This window comes from Flavimobilis soli, from assembly GCF_002564025.1.
GTDB classification, from domain to species: domain Bacteria; phylum Actinomycetota; class Actinomycetes; order Actinomycetales; family Cellulomonadaceae; genus Flavimobilis; species Flavimobilis soli.
In genome coordinates this window covers 2,127,155-2,149,349 of record NZ_PDJH01000001.1, presented here as the reverse complement: position 1 = coordinate 2,149,349, position 22,195 = coordinate 2,127,155, and the positions used below count along the sequence as shown (strand labels likewise).

The following is a 22,195-nucleotide window of genomic DNA, read 5'->3' as shown; positions in this document are numbered from 1 at the left end:
CGTCGCGTCCGAGCGCACGCGAGCGCGCACGACGACGGACGGGCACCCCGCGGGGTGCCCGTCCGTCGCCGTGCGAGGTCTCAGGGCTTGCTCAGGCCCTTCGAGATGAGGTCCATCACCGACGAGTCCGCGAGGGTCGTCGCGTCGCCGACGGTGCGGTTCTCGGCGACGTCGCGCAGCAGGCGGCGCATGATCTTGCCCGAGCGGGTCTTGGGCAGCTCGGCCACGACGAGCACCTTGCGGGGCTTGGCGATCGGGCCGATCTCCTTCGCGACGTGGCTGCGCAGCACCTCGACGATCTGGTCCGGGTCGTCCGTGCCGAGGGCCTGGGCGGCGTCCTCGCGCAGGATGACGAACGCGACGACGGCCTGGCCCGTCGTCTCGTCGGCCGCACCCACCACCGCCGCCTCGGCGACGGCCTCGTGCGACACGAGCGCCGACTCGATCTCCGTCGTCGACAGCCGGTGGCCGGAGACGTTCATGACGTCGTCGACCCGGCCGAGCAGCCAGATGTCGCCGTCCTCGTCCTTCTTGGCGCCGTCGCCCGCGAAGTAGATGCCCGGGAAGCGGGACCAGTACGTGTCCTTGAACCGCTCGAGGTCGCCCCAGATGCCGCGCAGCATCGACGGCCACGGCTCGGTCAGCACGAGGTAGCCGCCACCGCCGTCGGGCACGGGGTGCGCCTCGTCGTCGACGACCGTCGCGGCGATGCCGGGGAGCGGCACCTGAGCGGAGCCCGGCTTGGTCGCGGTCACGCCGGGCAGCGGCGAGATCATGATCGCGCCCGTCTCCGTCTGCCACCACGTGTCGACGATCGGGGTGCGGTCGCCGCCGATGACGCGGCGGTACCACATCCACGCCTCGGGGTTGATGGGCTCGCCGACCGAACCGAGCACGCGCAGGCTCGACAGGTCGAAGCGCCCGGGGATGTCCTCGCCCCACTTCATGCACGTGCGGATCGCGGTCGGCGCGGTGTAGAGGATCGTCACCTTGTACTTCTCGACGATCTCCCACCAGCGGCCCTGGTGCGGCGAGTCGGGCGTGCCTTCGTAGATGACCTGGGTCGCGCCGTTCACGAGCGGGCCGTACGTGACGTACGAGTGGCCGGTGATCCAGCCGATGTCGGCGGTGCACCAGTAGACGTCGGTCTCGGGCTTGAGGTCGAACACCGCGTGGTGCGTGAACGCCACCTGCGTGAGATACCCGCCGGTCGTGTGCAGGATCCCCTTCGGCTTACCGGTGGTACCGGAGGTGTACAGGATGAACAGGGGGTGCTCCGCGTCGACCCACACGGGCTCGTGGAGCACGTCGGCCGTCTCGAGGAGCTCGTGCCACCACAGGTCGCGGCCGGGCTCGATCGTGACGTCCTGACCGGTGCGGCGGACGACGACGACGTTCGTCACCGTCGTCTCCTCGCCGTCGCGCGGGGCGAGGGCCTCGTCGACCGCGGGCTTGAGCGCCGAGGGCGCGCCGCGGCGGAAGCCGCCGTCGGCGGTCACGACGACCTTGGCCTCGGCGTCGCGGATGCGCGAGCGCAGGGCGTCCGCCGAGAAGCCGCCGAAGACGACCGAGTGCGGGGCGCCGAGGCGCGCGCACGCGAGCATCGTGACGACGGCCTCGACGATCATCGGCAGGTAGATGACGACGCGGTCGCCCGTGGTGACACCGAGCGACGCGAGGGCGTTGGCCGCGCGGGAGACCTCGCGCTGCAGGTCGGCGTAGGTCAGGGTGCGGGTGTCACCGGGCTCGCCCTCGAAGTACAGCGCCACGCGGTCGCCGCGGCCTTCAGCGACGTGCCGGTCGACGGCGTTGTAGCAGGCGTTGAGCGTGCCGTCGGCGAACCAGCGGGCGACGGGGGCGTCAGACCAGTCGAGCGTCTCGGTGAACGGCTTGCGCCACGAGAGCCGCTCGCGCGCCTGGTCGGCCCAGAATGCGACACGGTCGGCAGCGGCCCAGGCGTACGCGTCCTTGTGGACGTTGGCCTGCGCGGCGAACTCGCGCGACGGCGGGAAGGAGCGGGTCTCGTGGAGCAGGTTCTCCAGGCCCGGCTGGTGCGCCGCAGCGCCCTGCTGGTCCTGGACGTTCTCGTCGGTCGTCATCGGCCCTCCGGTGCGCATCGTCGTTGGTGCGTCGGGACCTAGGTCCCTGTCGGGAGTCTAGACCCCGACGCATCGCACGAGTCCGTCAGAGCTTGAACATCGCGACCTCGCAGACGCCACGGCTCATCTTGTCCGGCCTCGCGGTCTACTCCTCGACGACGGGTGAAAGCGCTTCGCAGACGAGGGTCAGACGAGCGCCGCCGCGCTGGCCGCCTCCGGTCCCTCGGCGGGCAGCTCGACCGCGTCGACCGTCTGCGGTGCACGGTCGCGGGAGGCGCTGACTGCGTAGGCGAGCCCGACCACGACGGCCCCGCCGACCAGGTTGCCCAGACCGACGACGGTCATGTTCCGCGCGAACTCCGCCCACGACGTCTCGGGGAGCCCAGACATGAGGCCGACGGCGAAGGACGTCATGTTTGCGACGACGTGCTCGAACCCGGAGGTGATGAAGGCGAGCAGGCACCAGAAGATCGTGAAGAGCTTCGCGCCTTCGCTCGTGAGCCGCACGCTCGACCAGATGGCGAGGCAGACGAGCATGTTGCAGAGCACGCCGCGCCAGAACAGCTCAGGGACAGCCTCGTGGGACTTACCCTCGAGCATGCTGGCGAGCATCGCACCGGCCGGGGTGGACCGGTCCAGGAGACCGGTGAGGTGGACCATGCCGCCGAACGCGAATGCGCCGAGCATGTTGCCGAAGAAGCAGAAGAGGATCGTGCGGCCGCCCTCCCACCAGCTGATGGCGCGGGAGTATGCGCCCTGCGTCATCGTCATCATGGTCGAGGTGACGAGCTCGCCGCCGGCCGTGAAGACGAGGGTCAGCGCGACGCCGAAGACGAGTCCCTGGACCAGCTTGGTCGCGGGCGAGCCGGCTGCGAGGAAGGGGCCCGCTGCGGAGACCATGAGCACGACGGCGATCCCGATGTACGAGCCCGCCAGCATCGACTGGACGGTGTATGCGATGGGGCGGCGGGTGAAGGCGACCTTGGTGGCCGCCGACTGCGCCTGATAGGACATGGTCTCGTCGATGCTCAGCACATCTCCACGATGCGGGGCGGACGGCGCAGATTCGTGGGACCTTCGGGTTGCAGTCAGGCCCTGCTGGCGCTCGCGACGGCCTCCGCGACGACGGTCGTCACGTCAGGGTTGAACACGCTCGGCACGATGTAGGTCGCGTTGCGCTGGTCGGGGTGCACGGTCGACGCGAGCGCGCGGGCGGCGGCGAGCAGGAGCTCGTCGGTGATGCGGGACGACTGCGCGTCGAGCAGCCCGCGGAACACCCCGGGGAACGCCAGCACGTTGTTGATCTGGTTCGAGAAGTCGCTGCGGCCCGTACCGACGATCGCCGCGTGCTTCGCGGCCTCGACCGGGTCGATCTCCGGTGCGGGGTTCGCCATCGCGAACACGATCGCGTCGTCGTTCATCGTCGCGACGTCGTCACCGTCGATCACGTTCGGCGCGGAGACGCCGATGAAGACGTCTGCGCCAGCCATGGCGGCCTTGAGCGTTCCTGTGAGCCCTCGCGGGTTGGTGTGCTCGGCCGTCCACCGCAGCTGCTCCGTCAGGCCTGGCCGCGCCGTGTGGACGACGCCGTCGATGTCCGCGACGACAACGTCCTTCGCGCCTGCCGCCAGGAGCAGCTTGAGCACGGCCGTGCCCGCCGCCCCCGCGCCCGACAGCACGATCCGCACGGACTCGAGCTCCTTGCCGACGACCGCGAGCGCGTTGAGGAGCGCCGCGAGCGCGACGATCGCGGTGCCGTGCTGGTCATCGTGGAAGACAGGGATGTCGAGCTCGTCGCGCAGCCGCCGCTCGACCTCGAAGCATCGTGGCGCCGAGATGTCCTCGAGGTTGATGCCCGCGAACACGGGGGCGATCGCCTTGACGGTCCGCACGATCTCGTCGACGTCTGTCGTGTCGAGCGCGACAGGGAAGGCGTCGATCCCTGCGAACCGCTTGAACAGCGCCGCCTTGCCCTCCATGACGGGCAGCGAGGCGAGCGGACCGATGTCCCCGAGCCCGAGCACGGCCGTGCCGTCCGTGACGACGGCGATCGTGTTGCGCTTGATCGTCAGGCGACGCGCGTCGTCGGGCTCCTTGGCGATCGCCTCGCACACGCGCGCGACCCCGGGTGTGTAGATCATCGACAGGTCGTCGCGGTTGCGGATCGGCGACGTCGGCTCGATGCGAAGCTTGCCGCCGAGGTGCAGGAGGAACGTGCGGTCCGAGACCCGGTCGACCTCGACGCCGGCGACGTGGCGCAGCGCCTCGACGATCCGCTGTGCGTGGGCGTCGCCGCTCGTCGCGCACGTGACGTCGACCGTCATGCGCGCAGAGCCGGACTCGGTGACGTCGATGCCGGTGACGAGACCGCCCTGCTGCTCGATCACGGTCGTCAGCTCGCTGACGACGGTCGGCCTCGCTTCGACGTGGAGGCGCGCGGTGATGGACGACGAGACGCTCGGCGCTGGGCTCATGCCTTCATTGTGCTCGCGGGCCACGGTGCCAGCCAGGCCGGGCACACGAACGGCGTCCCAAGCGGGACGCCGTCCGGTCAGCAGGAACAGGGGTTATCAGGCGTGCAGTGTGCTGTGTCGAGGGCAGTGGCCCCGTTCACAGGTCCTATGCGTGGACTGGTCGCGCGTGGGTTCCGCCTGTTCCTCTGTGCTGTTGTGACTCCAGTCTCGCCCCGAGAACCGCGGAATATCAAGGCTCTCGGGCCCTGGTCTTTTGCTTCGGGAGCGCCTACGGTGGATTGTTGGGGCGTGCACCGAGGCCCGCGCCGACCGTCCCGGAACCCTGCTCCCGGGCGCCGTCACTGCGCCGGCGGGAAGTCCCCTCCCGGCATGCCGCTTCCTCCGAAGCCTCCGCCGAACATCGTCGACACGTCGCCCGCGACGATGCTCGACGCCTCGACCGCGTCGTCCTCCGTCGTCCCGTTCACGCGCACCGTGTCCCCGACCGCGAGGTCCGCCAGGTCGCCGTCGTCGACCACCGACACGTCCGTGTCGTCGGACGTCGTGACCGTCACCTCCGTGCCGTCGCTCGTCGTGAGCGTGAGCGTGCCGTCACCGATCGCGGTGATCTCCCCGCTCGTCCCGCCGGGAAAGCCGGCGGGCATGCCGCCCCGCCCGGGCGTGCCGCCGTCCTGCGCCGCCCCGTCCGGGAGGTTGCCTGGCATCTGCGGGCGCGCGCCATCCGCGAAGCCCGGGGCGGCCCCCGCGTCGTCGCCGCCCACGGCCTTGCCCGTGAGCACGCCGCCCGCGAACAGGACCGCGCCGGCGACGACGGCGACGAGCACCATGGTCGTCGTCGGTCGCTTGCGGCTCGCGAAGACGATACGGCCGCCGTCAGGCAGGGTCTCGGGCTCGCGCGCGAGGACCTCCTCGGGGGACGTGCCGGCCGTCGTGGTCTCGTGGTTCATCTCTGCTCCGTGTTCGAGGGGGTGGGGTTCAGTCATGACGAAGGGCGTCGACAGGGCGCATCGCGGCTGCGCGCCAGGCGGGGTAGCCGCCGAAGAGGATCCCGACGCCGAGGGAGACGCCGAGGGCGAGCGCGACGGACGACCCGACGATCACGGGCTCGATGCCCATGATCGTGAAGCGCGACCCGACGAGCGCCGCGAGCACCCCGAGCACGCCGCCCAGCAGCGACAGCAGGGTCGCCTCGGTGAGGAACTGGCCGAGGATCGCGCCGCGGCGGGCGCCGAGCGCCTTGCGGATGCCGATCTCACGGGTCCGCTCGGTGACCGTGACGAGCATGATGTTCGTGACGCCGATGCCGCCGACGACGAGCGACAGCACCGCGACAGCCGTGAGCATGGCCGTGAAGGTGTCCGTCGCGGAGCCCGCGGTGGACAACAGCTGCGACTGGCTCGACACCGTGAACGGCGCGTCCTCCCCCGCAGCGACACCGAGGGCGTCGCGCAGCACGAGGGTCGCCTCGACGACCGCCGCGTCGACGTCGTCGGCGCTCGTGGCGTCGAGGACGATCGTGGACAGGCCGCCGTACCCGGAGATCGAGCGCTGCATGCGGGACAGCGGCATGACGACGAGGTCGTTCGTCGAAGCCGTCCCCGCAGAGTCCTTGGTGGCCATGACGCCGTTGACGACGTACGGCGTCGACCCGACGACGACGCTGCGCCCGACCGGGTCGTCGTCACCGAACAACGTCTCGGCGACCTCGGCCCCAAGCACGACCACGCGACGGCCGAGCTCGTCGTCGTTCGCGGTGAAGCCTGTGCCGAGCGCGACCGGTGACGCGGTCGCGTCGAAGTACCCGGCGCTCGTGCCGACGACCTGCGCGCTCGTGCTCTGCGCGTCGACCGCGACGGTCGCCGACGACGTCACCTGCGGCACGACCGAGGTGAGGTGGGGCGAGCCGCCGGTCACGATCGACTCCTCGAGCGCCGCGACGGTGTCGAGGGTGAGCGTCTGGTCGCGCACCGCCCCCGAGGGGCCGCCGCCGGACGACGAGCGGACCGTGATGGTCGTCGTCCCGAGGGCACCGATCTGGTCCGTGACGGCCTTCGCCGAGCCGTTGCCGACACCGACGAGGAGGATCACGGAGCCGACGCCGATGAGCACCCCGAGCAAGGTCAGGACGGAGCGCAGCGGGTTGGCGGCCATGCCGCGCAAGGCGCTGCGGGTGGTCTCCCAGGCGTTCACCGCGCCACCCCCGCCGCCTCGAGGCGCGGCCGCGGCCTGTCGAGCCCGTCGTCCGTGCGCTCGTCCGCGACGATGCGACCGTCGCGCATGTGCACGACGCGGCGGCAGCGCGCGGCGACCTCGTCCTCGTGCGTGATCAGCACGATCGTCGCCCCGGCGTCGTTGAGCCGACCGAAGATGTCGAGCACCTCCTCCGTCGAGCGGGAGTCGAGGTTGCCGGTCGGCTCGTCCGCGAGGACGAGCCGAGGCGCGTTGACGAGCGCGCGCGCGACAGCGACGCGCTGCTGCTGACCTCCCGAGAGCGCGTTGGGCACGTGCTCGGCGCGGTCGGCGAGCCCGACGAGCTCGAGCGCGGCCTGCGCGCGGCGGCGTCGCTCCGCGGGCCGCACGCCCGCGTAGACCATGGGCAGCTCGACGTTCGCGCGCGCCGTCATGCGCGGGACCAGGTTGAACGACTGGAAGACGAAGCCGATGCGGCGGCCGCGCACGACGGCGAGCTGGTTCTCCGTGAGCATCGAGACGTCGATGCCGTCGAGGAGGTACGTGCCGTGCGTCGGTACGTCGAGGCAGCCGAGGATGTTCATCATCGTGGACTTGCCGGAGCCGGACGCCCCCATGATCGCGACGAGGTCGCCCTGCTCGACGACGAGGTCGACGCCGTCGACGGCTCGCACCTGCGAGGACGGGTCGTCGCCGTAGACGCGGCTCACGCCGCGCAGCCCGAGGACGGCGCTCATCAGTTGCCCCCGGGGCGCTGGCCGCCGGTGAAGCCGCCCGGTGCGCCGGGGAACGAGCTCATGTCGGGGACCGACCCCATCCCGGGGAAGCCGCTCTGCTCGGTCGTGGTGGTGCCGACCTCGGTGTCGACGGAGACGACGACCGTCTCGCCGACGGTCAGGCCGGACGTGATCTCGGTGAGCGAGTCGCCCTGCACACCAACCTCGACGGTCCTCACCTCGGTGCTGCCGTCTGCGGCCTGCACGGTGACGCTGCCGGTCGTGACGCCGTCCGAGGTGCCCGTGACCTCGACCGCCTGGCTGGACACGGCGACGACGTCGTCGGCACGCTCGGTCGTCACGGTGACGGATGCCGTCTGGCCGAGGCGGACGCCGTCGGGCACCTCGTCGAGCGTGATCGTCGCACCGAACGTGACGACGGACCCGGAGGTCGTGCCGACGGGGTCGAGCGCGGTCACGGTCGCGTCGGCCGTGACGCCGTCGACCGCGGGGAAGGTCACCGTCGCGGCCTGCCCGGCCTCGAGCCGCGCGGCGTCGGCCTCGTCGAACGTCGCGGCGACCTGCATCGTCGAGAGCGACGAGATCGTGACGAACGCCCCCGACGAGGCTCCCACTGCGCCGCCACCCGCGTCCGCGCCGGCCGCCGTGCTGACGGACGCGGTCTCGGTCGAGTCACCGACCGCGCCTGACACCGCCGTGACGACGCCCGAGACGGGCGACGTGAGCGTGAGGTCGTCGAGCGCTGCCTTTGCGTCGGCGAGGTCCTCCTGCGCGTCGGCGAGCTCCGAGAGCGCCTTCGAGAGGTTGGCCTGCGCGGACGAGCGCTGCGCCTTCGCGGAGGTGACCTGGGACTTGGTCGCCGTCCGGGTCGACGCGCCGCTCGTCGTCGAGGACGCCGGCGTGTCCACCGCCTGCGTGGTCGTGCCTGCCGTGGCGTCCTGCTGCGCCGTCAGCTCGGCCTTCTTCGCCGCCTTCTTGGCGGCCGCCTCCGCCTCTTTCTGCGCCTTCTCCGCTGCCGCGGCCTCCTTTTTCGCGGCAGCGAGCGCGTCCTGCGCCTCGGTCACGGCCTCGTTCGCCGACGTGACGCTGAGCCTCGCCGTCGTGACCTGCGCTTGGGCCTGCGTCACGGCGTCCTGCGCCGCGTCGATCGCGTCCTGCGCGGCGTCGTCGTCGAGGGTGCCGAGGACGTCGCCCTTCGCGACGGTGTCGCCGACGGCGACGTCGACTGACGCGATCGTGCCCGACGTCGCGAACGACACGTCCGTGACCTTGCCCGACGCGAGGTTGCCCTGCGCGGCGATCGTCGCCGTGACGTCCGCCCGCTGGGCGGTCACGGTGCGGACGGTGCCGTCAGCGGCGTCGGCGCGCTGCGCTCCGCCCGGACGCACGAGCAACCACGTGCCAGCACCGACGAGGACGAGGGCCACCACGAGGGCGGCGTTGATCAACAGGCGTCTGCGTGAGGTCATGGCACGAGCGTCACGCCCGCACCTGGGACGCCCGTAGGTCGAGCCTGTGCCTGGCCTGTGACCACCAGGGCTGGCAGATGCCCGGGGTACGCCGTCGCGCGAGCGGCGTCGTCATGGTGGACTGGACGGGTGAACATCCTCCTCGTCGACAAGGGTCTCGAAACCGCCGACGCCTCAGCCGTCCGCGCCCTCGCAGCGCGCGCCGAGGAGCAGGACGGCACCGCGCCGCTGTCCGGGCAGACGCTCCTGTGGCTGTCCGCGCAGGCGTCCGTCGTCCACGCGCTCGCGCACGACGCCGAGGGCGCGCTCGTCGGGTACGCGCAGGTCGACGTGGGCGGCGACGAGCCGTCCGCCGAGCTCGTCGTCGACCCCGACCTCCGTCGCCGCGGCTACGGCTCCGCGCTGCTCGACGCCGTCGCGCAGGTCGCGCACGACCGCCCCGCCGCCGAGGGCAAGCACGCCGCGCCGTCGCACGGCGCGTACTCCGTGTGGGCGCACGGCAACCTGCCCGAGGCACGCGAGTTCGCCGCCTCGCGCGGGCTCGAGCCCGCGCGCGAGCTGTGGGTCATGTCGCGCGACGTCACCCCCGCCGTCGGCACGGTCGTCCCGGGCGGCGGCGCCCCGGTCGAGCCCGCGACCGAGGCCGAGGTCGAGTACCCGGCCCTGCCCGACGGCACCCGGCTGCGCGCGTTCGAGGTCGGGCGGGACGAGCTCGCATGGCTCGACGTCAACGCGCGGGCCTTCGCCGGCCACCCCGAGCAGGGCCGCCTGACCCGCGACGACCTGCAGGCGCGCATCGAGCAACCCTGGTTCCGCGCCGAGGACCTCCTGCTGCTCGAGGACGCGGACTCGGGCGCCCTCGCAGGTTTCGTGTGGGTCAAGGTCGTCGACGAGACGGGCGGTGAGCTGTACGTCGTCGGGGTCGACCCGGACTCGCAGGGGCGCGGCTACGGGCACCTGCTGACCGCCGTCGGCCTCGCCCACGTCGCCGCGCGCGGCCTGCCCCGCGCGTTCCTCTACGTCGACGCCGACAACGTCCCCGCCGTCACGACCTACCTGCGCGCCGGCTTCGAGACCACGGCCCGCAGCGTCCGCATGCGCTCGACGCGCGCCTGACGCACCGCCCGGACGGTCGCGCGGCCTCACCACGAGGTGCCACGATGAGCAGCATGAACGACGCAACAGGCACCGCCGCCCCCGCCGACTCTCCCGCTCCGGGCGAGGCCCCTGCCTCAGGCGTGCCGACCATCCCGCTCGACCCCGAGCTCGCGGCCCACATCGCCGAGCACATCGCCGAGCCCGACAGTGCGCGGCCCGCCCCCGCGCTCGAGCTCCCGCCGCTGCCCGAGGACCGCTTCGCGGACCGCGAGCTCTCGTGGCTCGCGTTCAACCAGCGGGTCCTCGAGCTCGCCGAGGACCCGGAGCAGCCGCTCCTCGAGCGCGTGCGCTTCCTCGCGATCTTCGCGTCCAACCTGGACGAGTTCTTCATGGTCCGCGTCGCCGGCCTCAAGCGCCGCATCGCGACAGGCATCGCCGTCAACTCCGCGTCGGGCCAGACGCCGCGCCAGGTGCTCGAGGGCATCGCCGAGCACGCGCACGTCCTCGCCGCGCGGCACGCGCGCGTGTTCGACGAGCTCAAGCCCGCGCTCGCCGACGAGGGCATCACGATCGTGCGGTGGGAGGACCTCGCCACCCAGGAACAGGACCGCCTGCACAAGTACTTCCGCAAGCAGATCTTCCCCGTCCTCACGCCGCTCGCCGTCGACCCCGCGCACCCGTTCCCCTACATCTCGGGGCTGTCGCTCAACCTCGCGGTCATCGTGCGCAACCCGAGCACCGGCAAGGAGCACTTCGCGCGCGTCAAGGTGCCGCCGCTGCTCCCCCGGTTCATCGCCGTCGACTCCCGCGGCCGCCCGTCCGCGCCCGGCGCCCAGACGGGTGCCGAGGGCTCCGAGCGCACGTCCTTCGTGCCGCTCGAGGACGTCATCGCGCAGCACCTCGACCATCTCTTCCCGGGGATGGAGATCCTCGAGTTCCACAGCTTCCGCGTCACCCGCAACGAGGACGTCGAGGTCGAGGAGGACGACGCCGAGAACCTCCTGCAGGCGATGGAGAAGGAGCTGCTGCGGCGGCGCTTCGGCCCGCCCGTGCGGCTCGAGCTGACCGACTCGATCACGCCCCGCATCCGCAAGCTCCTCGTGCGCGAGCTCGGCGTCGAGCCCGAGGAGGTGTACGAGCTCACCGCCCCGCTCGACCTCACGGGCCTGCACCTCATCGCCGACATCGACCGGCCCGACCTGCAGTACCCGCGCTTCGTGCCGACGACGCACCGGTACCTCGCCGAGGTGGAGTCGGCGAAGCCGACGGACGTGTTCGCCGCGATCAAGCGCCGCGACATCCTGCTGCACCACCCGTACGACTCGTTCTCGACGTCCGTGCAGACGTTCCTCGAGCAGGCCGCCGCAGACCCGTCGGTCCTCGCGATCAAGCAGACGCTCTACCGCACGTCGGGCGACTCCCCGATCGTCGACGCCCTCATCGACGCTGCCGAGGCCGGCAAGCAGGTCCTCGCGCTCGTCGAGATCAAGGCGCGCTTCGACGAGCAGAACAACATCTCGTGGGCCCGCAAGCTCGAGCAGGCGGGCGTGCACGTCGTCTACGGCATCGTCGGCCTCAAGACGCACTGCAAGCTGTCGCTCGTCGTGCGGCAGGAGCCTGACGGCCTGCGCCGCTACTGCCACGTCGGCACCGGAAACTACAACCCGAAGACCGCCCGCCAGTACACGGACCTCGGCCTGCTCACCTGCGACCCCGACGTCGGCCAGGACCTCACGCGCCTGTTCAACCAGCTCTCCGGCTACGCGCCCAAGTCCGAGTTTCACCGTCTGCTCGTCGCTCCGCGCTCCGTGCGCGCCGGGCTGATCGAGCGCATCGACCGCGAGGCCGAGCACGCCCGTCTCGGGCGGCCTGCGTGGATCAAGATCAAGGTCAACTCGATCGTCGACGAGGCGACGATCGACGCGCTCTACCGTGCCTCGCAGGCGGGCGCGCAGATCGACCTCGTCGTCCGGGGGATCTGCGCGGTGCGCCCCGGCGTGCCCGGGCTCAGCGAGACCATCCGCGTCAGGTCGATCCTCGGCCGCTACCTCGAGCACTCGCGCATCTTCGCGTTCGCGAACGACGGCGTGCCGGACGTCTTCATCGGCTCCGCGGACCTCATGCACCGCAACCTCGACCGTCGGGTCGAGGCGCTCGTGTCGATCGCAGACCCCGAGCAGGTGCAGAACCTCGTCACCCTGCTCGACGTCTCGATGGACGACTCGATCGCGAGCTGGGTCCTCGGCCCCGACGGCACGTGGGAGCACCGGCACACCGGTCCCGACGGCAGCAAGCTCAACGACCTGCAGGCGCTCCTCATCCAGCGCCAGCGCAGCCGGCTGGGACTGGGGCGGTGAGCCGAGCGCCGGAGCGTGCGAGCCGCGCGAGCGGCAGCAGCCTCGCCGACACCGGTGAGAGCCGCCGTCGGCATGCGATCGAGGCGGCCGGTGCGCTCGTGTGGCGCGTGCACGACGGCGCGCTGCAGGTCCTGCTGATCCACCGCCCGCGGTACGGCGACTGGTCGTGGCCGAAGGGCAAGCTCGACCCGGGCGAGACGTTGCGCGAGTGCGCGGTCCGGGAGGTTGCCGAGGAGACGGGCGTGCAGGTCGTGCTCGGCGTGCCGCTGCCGATGCTGCGCTACAAGACGCCCGAGGGGCGCTTCAAACGCGTGCACTACTGGGCAGCGCGTCCCGCGACGCCCGAGGACGCGCCCGCGGTGCGTGCGCGCACGCCCGTGCCGCCGGTCGACCCGGGCGAGATCGACGACCTCGTGTGGCTCGACGTCGCCGACGCGCGACGCCGCTTGTCCCGCCGCGCCGACCGCGAGCCGCTCGACGCGCTCGTCAAGGCCCACGCGAAGGACCGGCTCGACACGCGGGCCCTCGTCGTCGCGCGGCACGCCCGTGCGCGCAAGCGCGCCGCCTGGGCGGGGACCGAGGAGGACCGCCCGCTGACCCCGGCCGGGTACCTGCAGGCCGCGACGCTCGTGCCGATCCTCGCCGCCTACGGCGCCGTGTCGATCACGACGTCGCACTGGCTGCGGTGCGCGGACACGATGGTGCCGTACGCGCGTGAGTCCGGGCTGACGTCGCTGCAGACGGTCGAGCTGACGGAGGCGACGCACGAGTCCTCGCCCGGCACCGTGGCCGAGGTGGTCGAGCGCATGCTCACCGACCCGCACGGTTCGGTGCTGTGCACGCACCGGCCGGTCCTCCCGACCGTCATGGCCGCGCTCGCCGCGCACTCGCGCAGGTCGGTGCGCGCCGAGCTGCCGTCGCAGGACCCGTACCTCAAGCCGGGCGAGCTGCTCGTCGCCCACGTGGCGCAGCGGCCCGGCGGGCCGCGCGTCGTCGCGGTCGAGTGGTCGCGCAGCCACCTGCACCAGGCGATCCTCACGAAGCGTGCTGGGGTCGCCTGACGCACCGCCCCTCGGGCTTGCGCTCGACGTCTGGGCGCGCCCGACCTGAACGGCCGGAGACGACGACGGCTCCCGTGCTGAGCACGGGAGCCGTCGTCATGTCCGGGCTGCGTCAGGCAGCGCGGGGCATTCAGCCGAGGAGCGGGTGGAGGATCCAGAACACGATCGCGGCGACGCCTGCGGCGGCCGGGATGGTCAGGACCCACGCCATGCCGATGGACTTGGCGACGCCCCAACGGACGGCCGACAGCCGCTTGGTCGCGCCGACGCCCATGATCGCGGTCGTGATCGTGTGCGTCGTCGACACGGGGGCGTGCAGCCAGAACGCGTTGACGTACAGCACGACCGCCGACACGGACTCCGCCACGAAGCCGCGCGCGGGGTCGAGCTCGATGATGCGGCGGCCGAGCGTGCGCATGATGCGCTTGCCGCCCGTCGCGGTGCCCGCCGAGATCGCAGCAGCAGCGAGGATCTTGATCTCCCACGGGATCGGGTCGCCCTTCATGGTCCAACCGATCGCGGTCGTCGCGAGGAACATGACACCCATGGTCTTCTGCGCGTCCTGGAGGCCGTGGCCGAGCGCCATGGCAGCGGCGGACGCCGTCTGCGCGATGCGGAAGCGCCGTGACGCCTTCGACGGTGCGACGTTCTTGAAGATCCACAGGACGCCGACCATGACGAGGAACGCGATGCCGAAGCCGACGAGCGGCGAGAAGACCATCGGCAGGACGACCTTCTCGACGATCGACGACCAGTAGACGGCGATCCCGCCCGCGAGCCCCGCGCCGACGAGCCCACCGATGAGCGCGTGCGTCGAGGAGGACGGCAGCCCGAACCACCAGGTGATGAGGTTCCACACGATCGCGCCGACGAGCGCAGCAAGCACCGCGACGAGCGTGAGCCGCGTGCCGACGTCGTCGATGTGGATGATCTCGTGAGCGATCGTCTCGGCGACCGCGGTACCCATGAGGGCACCCGCGAAGTTCATGACCGCGGCCATGGCGAGCGCCGCACGCGGCGTCAGCGCACGCGTCGACACCGAGGTGGCGATCGCGTTGGCTGCGTCGTGGAAGCCGTTGGTGAAGTCGAACGTCAGCGCGAGCGCGGCGACGACCAGAACGAGTGCGACGTCCACGAGGGGTCAGGACTCCTTGACCGCGATGGTCTCGACCGTGTTCGCCACCTTCTCGAACGCGTCGGCGGCCTCCTCGAGGATCTCCACGACCTCCTTGAGCTTCATGAGCTCGATCGGGTCGCTGACGTCGTCGAACATCTGCGCGAGGAGCTTGCGGTGCAGCTTGTCGGCCTGGTTCTCGAGACGGTTGATCTCGACCCAGTAGTCCGAGAGGTCCTGCATCGAGCGCAGGCGAGGCATCGCCTCGGCGGTGATCTCGGCGCAGCGCTGGAGGATCTGGATCTGGTCGGCGACGCGACGCGGGAGGTCGTCGAGCTTGTAGAGCACGATGAGGTCGCTCGCCTCCTCCATGAAGTCCATGCAGTCGTCGAGCGCGGACGCGAGCGCGTAGATGTCGTCGCGGTCGAACGGCGTGACGAACGTCGAGTTGATGCGCCGCAGGATCGTGTGCGTCGCCTCGTCGGCGAGGTGCTCGGCGTCGTTCATCTGCTTCGCGATCGCCTTGCGACCCTGCCGGTCTGCACCGAGCAGCTCGCTCAGGAGCTTCGAGCCGGTGACCAGGTGCTCCGCCGAGGCGGTGAAGAGGTCGAAGAACGTTGTATCGCGCGGGGTGATACGGAAGCGCACGGGAAGCTCCGATGACGAGGGGAGGTGTCGCCTACAGCGTAGAACCTCGCTCGGGTGAACACGCAACTTAGCGGCCATCCGCAGGACACCTCGTGCACACCCGACGAGGCCGTGGAACACCTGGCCCGGGGGCTCCCCCAGGACCTATGCCCCGGTCGGGCGGTGAGATGAACGACGCCGGGCTGGGAGCGCCTCTCGGCGCGGGGCCGCTCGTAGCGGCTGATGTTGGAGCCCGGGGCTACCGCAACCCGGCGTCGCTCGACCACTCTAACGCCGCACCCCGCCGCACACTTCCCGAACGGAGTGTGACCTGGGCGGGGTCAGTCGAGCATGCCCGCGCGCCACAGGTGGGCGCAGCTCTCGAGCTCCTCGGCGGTGCGGATGAGAGACGAGGCGCGGTGGGTCATGCGGACCGCGCGGGCGTCGTCGGTCGCGTCGAGCGAGTCGGCGTCGAACGCTGCACCGACGGCCAGGATGCGGCAGAACGCCCCCGCCCGCTCGAGCGCGACGGCGAGGTCGCCCGCGAAGACGCCCGAGAGGACGGCGTCGGTCAGGCGGAGCATGTCCTCGGGCGAGGGACCGGAGGCTCCGGCGACGGCCTCCTGGACGGGCGCGTGCACGACGCCGAGGCGGAAGCGCAGCGTGACCGTCGCGGGGTCGCGGCGCACCCACTCGCGCAGGACGTACAGGCGCCACAGGGCGCCGGGCAGGGTCTCGGGCGCGGAGTCTGCCCACAGCGCGGCGACGACGTCGAGGCCTTCGGTCTCGACGAGCCGGACGAGGCGTTCGACGACCTCGGGGTCCTCGTGCGCGTGGGCCTCGCGGACGAGCGCGCACGCGGTGGTGTGCGCGATCTCGGCGCGCAGGGTGGGGTCGTTGACGCCGGGGATCTCGTCGGCCTGCTGCGGATCGAGCATCGCAGGCCGACGGTGCGGCCGGCGTGGTCCGGTGGCGTCAGTCATCCGTCCAGTGTTGAGCACGAGGGGGCACAGCGGCCACTCAGGGCGTGGGCTGTCTCGCTCGTCACGTCGCACCCAATTTGCTTGCATGCTGCAAGCAACGGCACCTATCGTGGTCCGGCACCCGAAGGAGCACCATGACCACCCCACCTGGGATCCCCCCGCACATCATCGGCCTCGCGCGCGCCCTCGAGGTGCTCACCTCCGCGCAGCGGACCCTCGGTGCGCGCATGTCGCACGACCTCGACCTGCCGCGCGCGACGATCGGGCTCCTGCTGCACCTCTCGCGCGCCGGCTCGACCCAGGTCGGCTGCCTCGCACAGCACCTCAAGGTCGACACGTCCGTCGCGTCCCGGCACGTCTCCGCGCTCGTCGCCGCCGGTCTCGTCGAGCGCACGGTCGCCGACGACGACCGCCGCGGCCGCTCCGTCGGCCTCACCGACGCAGGGCGCGCCAAGGTCACGCAGCTCTTCGCACGCCTCACGACCGACCTCTCCGCCGCGTTCGCCGGCTGGGACCCCGCAGACCTCGACACCGCGGCGGCCGCCGTCATCGCGGTCGCCGACGCCATCAACCGGATCGACGCCCCCGCGGCGGCGTCCGCCCTCCCCGGCGCCGACGGTGCCGCCGGTCCTCTCCCCACGCCCGACCAGAAGGACCACGCATGAGCAAGTCCCCCGCACACGCCGCGCCCCAGACAGGTGCGCCCCAGAGCCCCGACCACCTTCCCGGCGAACCCTCGACCATGTCGCACACCGACATCCTCCGGTCGATCTCGGGCATCTTCATGGGCCTGTTCGTGTCGATCCTGTCGACGTCGATCGTCAGCTCGTCGCTGCCACGCATCGTCGCGGACCTCGGTGGCAACCAGTCCGCCTACACGTGGGTCGTCACCGCGACCCTCCTGACCACCACGATCAGCACCCCCATCTGGGGCAAGGTCGCCGACCTGTTCGACCGCAAGGTCATCGTCCAGCTCTCGCTCGTCCTCACCGTCGTCTCCGCAGGCCTCGCCGGTCTCGCGCAGAGCAGCGGCACCCTCATCGCGTGGCGCGCCCTCCAGGGCGTCGGCGCAGGCGGCCTCACGGCCGTGAGCATGGTGCTCATCGCCGACATCGTCGCGCCCCGCCAGCGCGGCAAGTACATGGGCTACATGGGCGGCATCATGGCCGTCGCCACGATCGGCGGCCCGCTCCTCGGCGGCTTCCTGACCGATGCCGTGAGCTGGCGCGCGAACTTCTTCATCGCCGTGCCGTTCGCCGTCGTCGCGATCGTCCTGCTGCAGAAGACGCTGCACCTCCCGCCGTTCACCCGTCCCGAGAGGGTCGACATCGACTACTGGGGCGCGCTCCTGATGTCCGCCGGCATCTCGACGCTCCTCCTCTGGGTCACGTTCGCCGGGCACTCGTTCGACTGGGCGTCCTGGCAGACCGCCGCGATGGTCGGCGGCTCCGTCGTCGTCCTCGCGATCGCCGTCTGGGTCGAGTCCCGCGTCGCCGCGCCGATCATCCCGCTCGACCTGTTCCGCAACCGCACGGTCACGCTCGCGATCATCGCGAGCGCTTCCGTCGGCGTCGTGCTCTTCGGCACGACCGTCTTCCTGAGCCAGTACATGCAGATCGCCCGCGGCTACTCCCCGACCGTCTCCGGTCTGCTGACCATCCCGCTGATCCTCGGCCAGCTCTCGTCCTCGATCGCGACGGGGCAGGCCATCTCGCGGCGCGGCCGCTACAAGGTCTTCCTGATCCTCGGCGGCATCCTCATGCCGGTGGGCCTCGCGCTCATGGGCACGATCGACTACCAGACGAACCTCGGCTGGATCTGCGTCTACATGGCGATCATCGGCGTCGGCATGGGCATGCTCATGCAGAACATGATGCTCGCGGCGCAGAACACCCTGTCGCCCGCCGAGCTGTCCACCGGTTCCGCGACGATCGCGTTCTTCCGTTCGCTCGGCGGTGCGCTCGGCGTCTCGGTGCTCGGCGCCATCCTCGGTGCGCGCATCAAGAGCGACATCACATCCGGTCTCGCGTCCCACGGGATCGACGGCGGAGGCTCGCTCTCGGGCGGCACCCTCCCCAACGTCCACGAGCTGCCCGCGCCGATCGCGAAGGTCGTCGAGTCCGCGTACGGCGCCGGTGTCGCCGAGGTGTTCCTCATCGCGGCACCGATCGCGCTCATCACGCTCGTCGCGATCCTCTTCATCAAGGAGGTGCCGCTCGGCACCAAGTCCAACCTCGAGCTCCGCATGGAGCAGCTCGCCCGCGAGGAGGCCCAGGGGGCTGCTGGCGAGATGAGCGTCGTCGACGTGACCGAGGTGGAGAAGAACGAGGCCGCTCCGGCGTCGGACGACGCGTCGGGCGCTTCGGCGTCCGAGGCGGCGGACGCTCCCGAGCGGAGGTCCCCGCAGGACTGACCCGCGCAAGGTCGGCCGAGAGCCGGAACCGACCCCCTCCCGGCCACAGGTCGCCCGTCTGCACGCCTCAGGTGTGCAGACGGGCGATCGGTCGCCACCGCCAGACGACAGATCGCCCCGGTGCACACCTCACGTGTGCGCCGGGGCGATCTGTCGTTGCGGGTCGGGCGGCTCAGGCGTCGGGCTCGAACGTGAGCGACACCGAGTTCATGCAGTAGCGGTTGCCCGTCGGGGTCTGGGGCGCGTCGTCGAACACGTGGCCCAGGTGCGAGCCGCACTTCTTGCAGCGCACCTCGGTGCGCACCATGCCGAGCGAGCGGTCCTCGAGCAGCTCGACGGCGTCCGAGTGCGTCGCCTCGTAGAAGCTCGGCCAGCCGCAGTGCGCGTCGAACTTCGTGGTCGAGCGGAACAGCTCGGCACCGCACGCGCGGCACCGGTAGATGCCCTCGCGGTCCTCGTCGAGCAGCTCGCCCGTGAACGGGCGCTCCGTCCCGGCCTCGCGCAGGACGTGGAACTCCTGCGGGGTCAGGACGACCTTCCACTCGTCGTCGGTCTTGTTCACCTCGTACGTCATGTGCTTCCTCCTCAGGGGGCGCAACACCGTCGCGCCCCCACATCTTCCCCCGCCGACGCCGAGCCCGCCGGTGTGACGCCAGCGGGCGGACCCGACGCTGGCGGCGGCCATCAAGACCGCCGCGCATGCCCCGGACGAGCGCCGCGCCGTCGGGCATCCCCCCATACACCGACGCCGAGGTAGGGCCTTGCACGCGAGACAGGGCCCTGCAAGGCCCTACCTCGAGCGCAACGCCCTACCTCGGCGAAGAGGAGCGCCGAAGGGCGCTCGGCGAAGGGGAACGCCGAGGGGCGCCCGGTGAAGGGGAGCGCCGAAGGGCCCTTGGCGAGAAAGAGGGCGAGCGCGGCGTCAGCCGCCGCGCGGACGTCAGCGGCGGCCGCGGGAGAAGTCAGCGGCCGTGCGGGTGCGACCCGAGGACGCGCCCTGGCGCGACCCGCCCGAGCGTGCGGCACCGCCGGTGCGCCCCTGCCCCGAACGGCCCGAACCGCTGGACGACGGCGTGGAGGTCGAGTACGTCGTCGGCGCCGAGCCCGCACCGCGGCGGCCGCGGCCGCCCTCGGTGGACTGGCCCGAGCGACGCCCGCCGCCCTGACCGCCCTGGCCGCGCTGGCCACCCTCGCTGCGCTGCCCGCGCTGGCCGCCCTGGGCGCCGCGACCGGCGCCACGAGCAGACTCGCCCGCAGGCTTCTTCTTGCGCGGCTGCTTGGGCGCAGGCTGGGCCGCGGCCGGTGCGGCCGACGGCGCCACGAGCTCAGCGACGTCGCCGACGAGCTCGGCGATGCGGGCGTCGCCCGCACGCACGCGCTCGGGCGTCGCGGTGATCTTCGCCTTGCGGGTCAGGTCCTTCACGTCGCCGCGCTGCTCAGGGAGCATCACGGTCACGACGTCGCCGCCGTGGCCGGCACGGGCCGTACGGCCGGAGCGGTGCAGGTACGCCTTGTGCTCGGCCGGCGGGTCGACGTGCACGACCAGCTCGACCTCGTCGACGTGGATGCCACGCGCGGCGATGTCGGTCGCGCACAGCACCTTGACCGCGCCCGTCGAGAACGCCTCGAGGTTGCGCTCGCGCGCACCCTGCGACAGGTTCCCGTGCAGGTCGACGGCGGGGATGCCGTCAGCGGTGAGCGTCTTGGCGAGCTTCTTCGCCTGGTGCTTCGTGCGGGTGAAGAGGATGCGGCGGTTGGTGCCGCTCGCGAGCTGCGTGACGACGTCACGCTTCACGCCCGCGTCCGCGACCTCGAAGATGTGGTGCGTCATCGCGGCGACGGGCGACTGCGCCGAGTCGACCGAGTGGTGCAGCGGGTCGCTCAGGTAGCGCTTGACGAGGACGTCCACGCCGTTGTCGAGCGTCGCCGAGAAGAGCATGCGCTGACCGCGCTTGGGCGTGCGGTCCATGATGCGCTTCACACCGGGCAGGAAGCCGAGGTCGGCCATGTGGTCGGCCTCGTCGAGCACGGTGATCTCGACGTCGTCGAGCGTGAGGTGCCCCTGGCCGAGGAGGTCCTCGAGGCGGCCCGGGCATGCGACGACGATGTCGACGCCGGCCGCGAGCGCGTTGACCTGACGGGACTGCGCGACGCCGCCGAAGATGACGGTCGTCGTCAGGCCGAGGGACTTGGCGAGCGGGGCGAGGGTCGCGTCGATCTGCGACGCGAGCTCACGCGTCGGGGCGAGCACGAGACCGCGCGGACGGGCGGCTCGACGGCGGCCCTCGGGACGGGTCGCGTCGAGGCGCGTGACCATCGGCAGGGAGAAGGCGAGGGTCTTGCCGGAGCCGGTGCGGCCGCGCCCGAGGACGTCGCGTCCTGCGAGGGTGTCGGGCAGCGTGGCCGTCTGGATGGGGAACGGGGTCGTCTTGCCGTCCTTGGCGAGGGCGTTGACGACGGCGGTGGGCAGGTCGAAGTCCGCGAAGGACTGAGGCGTGGAAGGCATGGTGCTCTCTGGGTAGGTCTCCCGCGCACACGGGCGGGGACGAGGCTGCGACGAGCCTGATTGCTGGCTGCTTCCTGGCAGCCTTCGGCACCGACCGGCTGTCCGGTCTCGACCGAGGGTTCGGGGTCCGCCGCGAGAGAACTCAGGCTCGCACGCACCCGCGATTGCGCTGGGACGTGCCGACTCCACGACGCTGGGCCGGCGGATCGCGCGGCCCGAATACGTCCCATCATGTCAGACGCCGCGCGCGAGCACCTCCCCCCGTCCACGTGACGTGCGCCTCCCGGCCTTCGGTGACCAGGCCGGTCACAGGGTGGGCGGGCAGGATGGCACCGTGCAGACAGCCCTCGACGTCCTCGGCCAGATCTGGTCCGCGGCGACCACCCCGTCCGACCTTCCCGACCTGCGGCTCGTCCTCGTGACCGCAGCGGCCGCGCTCGTCGTCGTGGCCTGGCGACCGTCGTGGTCGATCGTGCGGCACGGCGTGACGACCGTGCACGAGGCCGGGCACGCCGTCGTCGCGCTCCTCACGGGCAGGCAGCTGCAGGGCATCCGCGTGCACTCGGACACGTCCGGGCTCACGGTGTCGAAGGGCCGGCCACGCGGACCCGGCATGGTCGCGACGACGTTCGCCGGCTACACCGCGCCCGCGGTCGTCGGGCTCGCGGCGGCGTACGGGCTGAGCCGCGGCTACGCCGTCGGCGTCCTGTGGGCGCTCGTGCTCGTGGCGGTGTTCGTCCTGGTCATGATCCGCAACTGGTACGGGCTGTGGACGGTGCTCGTGACGCTCGTCGCCCTCGTCGGTGTGACGTGGTGGGGCAGCGACGGTCTGCGCCTCGGTGCCGCGTACGCCGTCGTGTGGCTCCTGCTGCTCGGCGCGCCGCGGGCGGTCGTCGAGCTGCAGGTGCAGCGCCGTCGCCGGGGCGCGACCGGCTCCGACGCGGACGTGCTCGGCCGGCTCACGCGGACGCCCGGCGGGCTCTGGGTCGCGATCTTCGCGCTGGTGACGCTCGCCGCGCTCGCCCAGGGCGCGCGATGGATCGCGCCCACCCTCCTGCCCTGACACG

General features: G+C 71.7%; 18 protein-coding genes. 6 read left to right on the top strand and 12 right to left on the bottom strand.

Annotated elements, in window-relative coordinates:
- Window positions 1-80: 80 nt before the first annotated feature.
- From acs to ATL41_RS09725, 7 genes are all read right to left on the bottom strand, one after another.
- Window positions 81-2,099 carry an acetate--CoA ligase gene (gene acs / locus ATL41_RS09755; RefSeq protein ID WP_219810386.1) on the bottom strand — a complete coding sequence of 673 codons (2,019 nt, stop codon included), beginning with the start codon at window positions 2,097-2,099 and terminating at the stop codon, window positions 81-83.
- A 186-nt stretch (window positions 2,100-2,285) separates the two neighbouring features.
- The gene (locus tag ATL41_RS09750) at window positions 2,286-3,134 is read right to left on the bottom strand and encodes a formate/nitrite transporter family protein (RefSeq protein ID WP_098458301.1); all 849 of its coding nucleotides are present in this window, start codon (window positions 3,132-3,134) and stop codon (window positions 2,286-2,288) included.
- 53 nt (window positions 3,135-3,187) lie between these two features.
- The gene (locus ATL41_RS09745) at window positions 3,188-4,573 is read right to left on the bottom strand and encodes an NAD-dependent malic enzyme (protein ID WP_098458300.1); all 1,386 of its coding nucleotides are present in this window, start codon (window positions 4,571-4,573) and stop codon (window positions 3,188-3,190) included.
- Window positions 4,574-4,911: 338 nt separating this feature from the next.
- The gene (locus tag ATL41_RS09740) at window positions 4,912-5,520 is read right to left on the bottom strand and encodes a DUF5666 domain-containing protein (RefSeq protein ID WP_098458299.1); all 609 of its coding nucleotides are present in this window, start codon (window positions 5,518-5,520) and stop codon (window positions 4,912-4,914) included.
- Between the two features lie 28 nt (window positions 5,521-5,548).
- Window positions 5,549-6,763 carry an ABC transporter permease gene (locus tag ATL41_RS09735; RefSeq protein ID WP_181010245.1) on the bottom strand — a complete coding sequence of 405 codons (1,215 nt, stop codon included), beginning with the start codon at window positions 6,761-6,763 and terminating at the stop codon, window positions 5,549-5,551.
- Window positions 6,760-7,500, bottom strand: coding sequence for an ABC transporter ATP-binding protein (locus tag ATL41_RS09730; RefSeq protein ID WP_098458297.1), 741 nt, complete (start codon window positions 7,498-7,500; stop codon window positions 6,760-6,762). Before ATL41_RS09730 ends, ATL41_RS09735 begins: the two co-directional genes overlap by 4 nt.
- Window positions 7,500-8,969 (bottom strand): efflux RND transporter periplasmic adaptor subunit, encoded by a 1,470-nt coding sequence (locus ATL41_RS09725; protein WP_098458296.1) that lies wholly within the window; start codon window positions 8,967-8,969, stop codon window positions 7,500-7,502. The genes ATL41_RS09730 and ATL41_RS09725 overlap by 1 nt, the downstream gene beginning before the upstream one ends.
- Before the next feature lie 129 nt (window positions 8,970-9,098).
- On the opposite strand from ATL41_RS09725, the gene mshD reads away from it, so the two are divergent.
- From mshD to ATL41_RS09710, 3 genes are read left to right on the top strand one after another with little or no spacing between them, the layout of a single operon-like run.
- A complete protein-coding gene (gene mshD, locus ATL41_RS09720; protein ID WP_098458295.1) occupies window positions 9,099-10,085 on the top strand; it encodes a mycothiol synthase in 987 nt (328 codons plus the stop codon).
- Between the two features lie 53 nt (window positions 10,086-10,138).
- The gene (locus ATL41_RS09715; RefSeq protein ID WP_098458294.1) at window positions 10,139-12,424 is read left to right on the top strand and encodes an RNA degradosome polyphosphate kinase; all 2,286 of its coding nucleotides are present in this window, start codon (window positions 10,139-10,141) and stop codon (window positions 12,422-12,424) included.
- Complete coding sequence (locus tag ATL41_RS09710; RefSeq protein ID WP_098458293.1) at window positions 12,421-13,485, top strand: NUDIX hydrolase; 1,065 nt, start codon at window positions 12,421-12,423, stop codon at window positions 13,483-13,485. The genes ATL41_RS09715 and ATL41_RS09710 overlap by 4 nt, the downstream gene beginning before the upstream one ends.
- A 130-nt stretch (window positions 13,486-13,615) precedes the next feature.
- Here ATL41_RS09710 and ATL41_RS09705 read toward each other — a convergent pair whose 3' ends face one another.
- From ATL41_RS09705 to ATL41_RS09695, 3 genes are all read right to left on the bottom strand, one after another.
- Window positions 13,616-14,620: an inorganic phosphate transporter gene (locus tag ATL41_RS09705; RefSeq protein ID WP_098458292.1), complete on the bottom strand. Its 1,005-nt coding sequence runs from the start codon at window positions 14,618-14,620 to the stop codon at window positions 13,616-13,618.
- 6 nt (window positions 14,621-14,626) lie between these two features.
- A complete protein-coding gene (locus tag ATL41_RS09700; RefSeq protein ID WP_098458291.1) occupies window positions 14,627-15,247 on the bottom strand; it encodes a DUF47 domain-containing protein in 621 nt (206 codons plus the stop codon).
- A gap of 320 nt (window positions 15,248-15,567) precedes the next feature.
- Window positions 15,568-16,164 (bottom strand): hypothetical protein, encoded by a 597-nt coding sequence (locus tag ATL41_RS09695; RefSeq protein WP_098458290.1) that lies wholly within the window; start codon window positions 16,162-16,164, stop codon window positions 15,568-15,570.
- A gap of 179 nt (window positions 16,165-16,343) precedes the next feature.
- Between ATL41_RS09695 and ATL41_RS09690 the strand changes: the two genes are divergently transcribed.
- Together ATL41_RS09690 and ATL41_RS09685 are read left to right on the top strand one after the other, a co-directional pair.
- Window positions 16,344-16,874 (top strand): MarR family winged helix-turn-helix transcriptional regulator, encoded by a 531-nt coding sequence (locus ATL41_RS09690; protein ID WP_098458289.1) that lies wholly within the window; start codon window positions 16,344-16,346, stop codon window positions 16,872-16,874.
- A complete protein-coding gene (locus tag ATL41_RS09685; RefSeq protein ID WP_098458288.1) occupies window positions 16,871-18,622 on the top strand; it encodes an MFS transporter in 1,752 nt (583 codons plus the stop codon). Before ATL41_RS09690 ends, ATL41_RS09685 begins: the two co-directional genes overlap by 4 nt.
- Window positions 18,623-18,794: 172 nt before the next feature.
- Here the strand turns inward: ATL41_RS09685 and msrB are convergent, their stop codons facing one another.
- Window positions 18,795-19,196, bottom strand: a complete 402-nt coding sequence (gene msrB / locus ATL41_RS09680) for a peptide-methionine (R)-S-oxide reductase MsrB (RefSeq protein WP_098458287.1) — start codon at window positions 19,194-19,196, stop codon at window positions 18,795-18,797.
- Between the two features lie 366 nt (window positions 19,197-19,562).
- Entirely contained in the window at window positions 19,563-21,128 is a 1,566-nt protein-coding gene (locus ATL41_RS09675) for a DEAD/DEAH box helicase (RefSeq protein ID WP_098458286.1), read from the bottom strand.
- A 334-nt stretch (window positions 21,129-21,462) separates the two neighbouring features.
- On the opposite strand from ATL41_RS09675, the gene ATL41_RS09670 reads away from it, so the two are divergent.
- Window positions 21,463-22,191 carry a M50 family metallopeptidase gene (locus ATL41_RS09670; RefSeq protein WP_098458285.1) on the top strand — a complete coding sequence of 243 codons (729 nt, stop codon included), beginning with the start codon at window positions 21,463-21,465 and terminating at the stop codon, window positions 22,189-22,191.
- Window positions 22,192-22,195: the final 4 nt, after the last annotated feature.

Excerpts from the sequence above, each read along its gene's own strand:
- ATL41_RS09725 (WP_098458296.1), bottom strand. The coding sequence starts at position 8,969 with ATGACCTCACGCAGACGCCTGTTGATCAACGCCGCCCTCGTGGTGGCC.
- ATL41_RS09730 (WP_098458297.1), bottom strand. The coding sequence starts at position 7,500 with ATGAGCGCCGTCCTCGGGCTGCGCGGCGTGAGCCGCGTCTACGGCGAC.
- ATL41_RS09745 (WP_098458300.1), bottom strand. The coding sequence starts at position 4,573 with ATGAGCCCAGCGCCGAGCGTCTCGTCGTCCATCACCGCGCGCCTCCAC.
- ATL41_RS09675 (WP_098458286.1), bottom strand. The coding sequence starts at position 21,128 with ATGCCTTCCACGCCTCAGTCCTTCGCGGACTTCGACCTGCCCACCGCC.
- ATL41_RS09690 (WP_098458289.1), top strand. The coding sequence starts at position 16,344 with ATGACCACCCCACCTGGGATCCCCCCGCACATCATCGGCCTCGCGCGC.
- ATL41_RS09685 (WP_098458288.1), top strand. The coding sequence starts at position 16,871 with ATGAGCAAGTCCCCCGCACACGCCGCGCCCCAGACAGGTGCGCCCCAG.
- acs (WP_219810386.1), bottom strand. The coding sequence starts at position 2,099 with ATGACGACCGACGAGAACGTCCAGGACCAGCAGGGCGCTGCGGCGCAC.
- ATL41_RS09740 (WP_098458299.1), bottom strand. The coding sequence starts at position 5,520 with ATGAACCACGAGACCACGACGGCCGGCACGTCCCCCGAGGAGGTCCTC.
- ATL41_RS09695 (WP_098458290.1), bottom strand. The coding sequence starts at position 16,164 with ATGCTCGATCCGCAGCAGGCCGACGAGATCCCCGGCGTCAACGACCCC.
- ATL41_RS09715 (WP_098458294.1), top strand. The coding sequence starts at position 10,139 with ATGAACGACGCAACAGGCACCGCCGCCCCCGCCGACTCTCCCGCTCCG.
- msrB (WP_098458287.1), bottom strand. The coding sequence starts at position 19,196 with ATGACGTACGAGGTGAACAAGACCGACGACGAGTGGAAGGTCGTCCTG.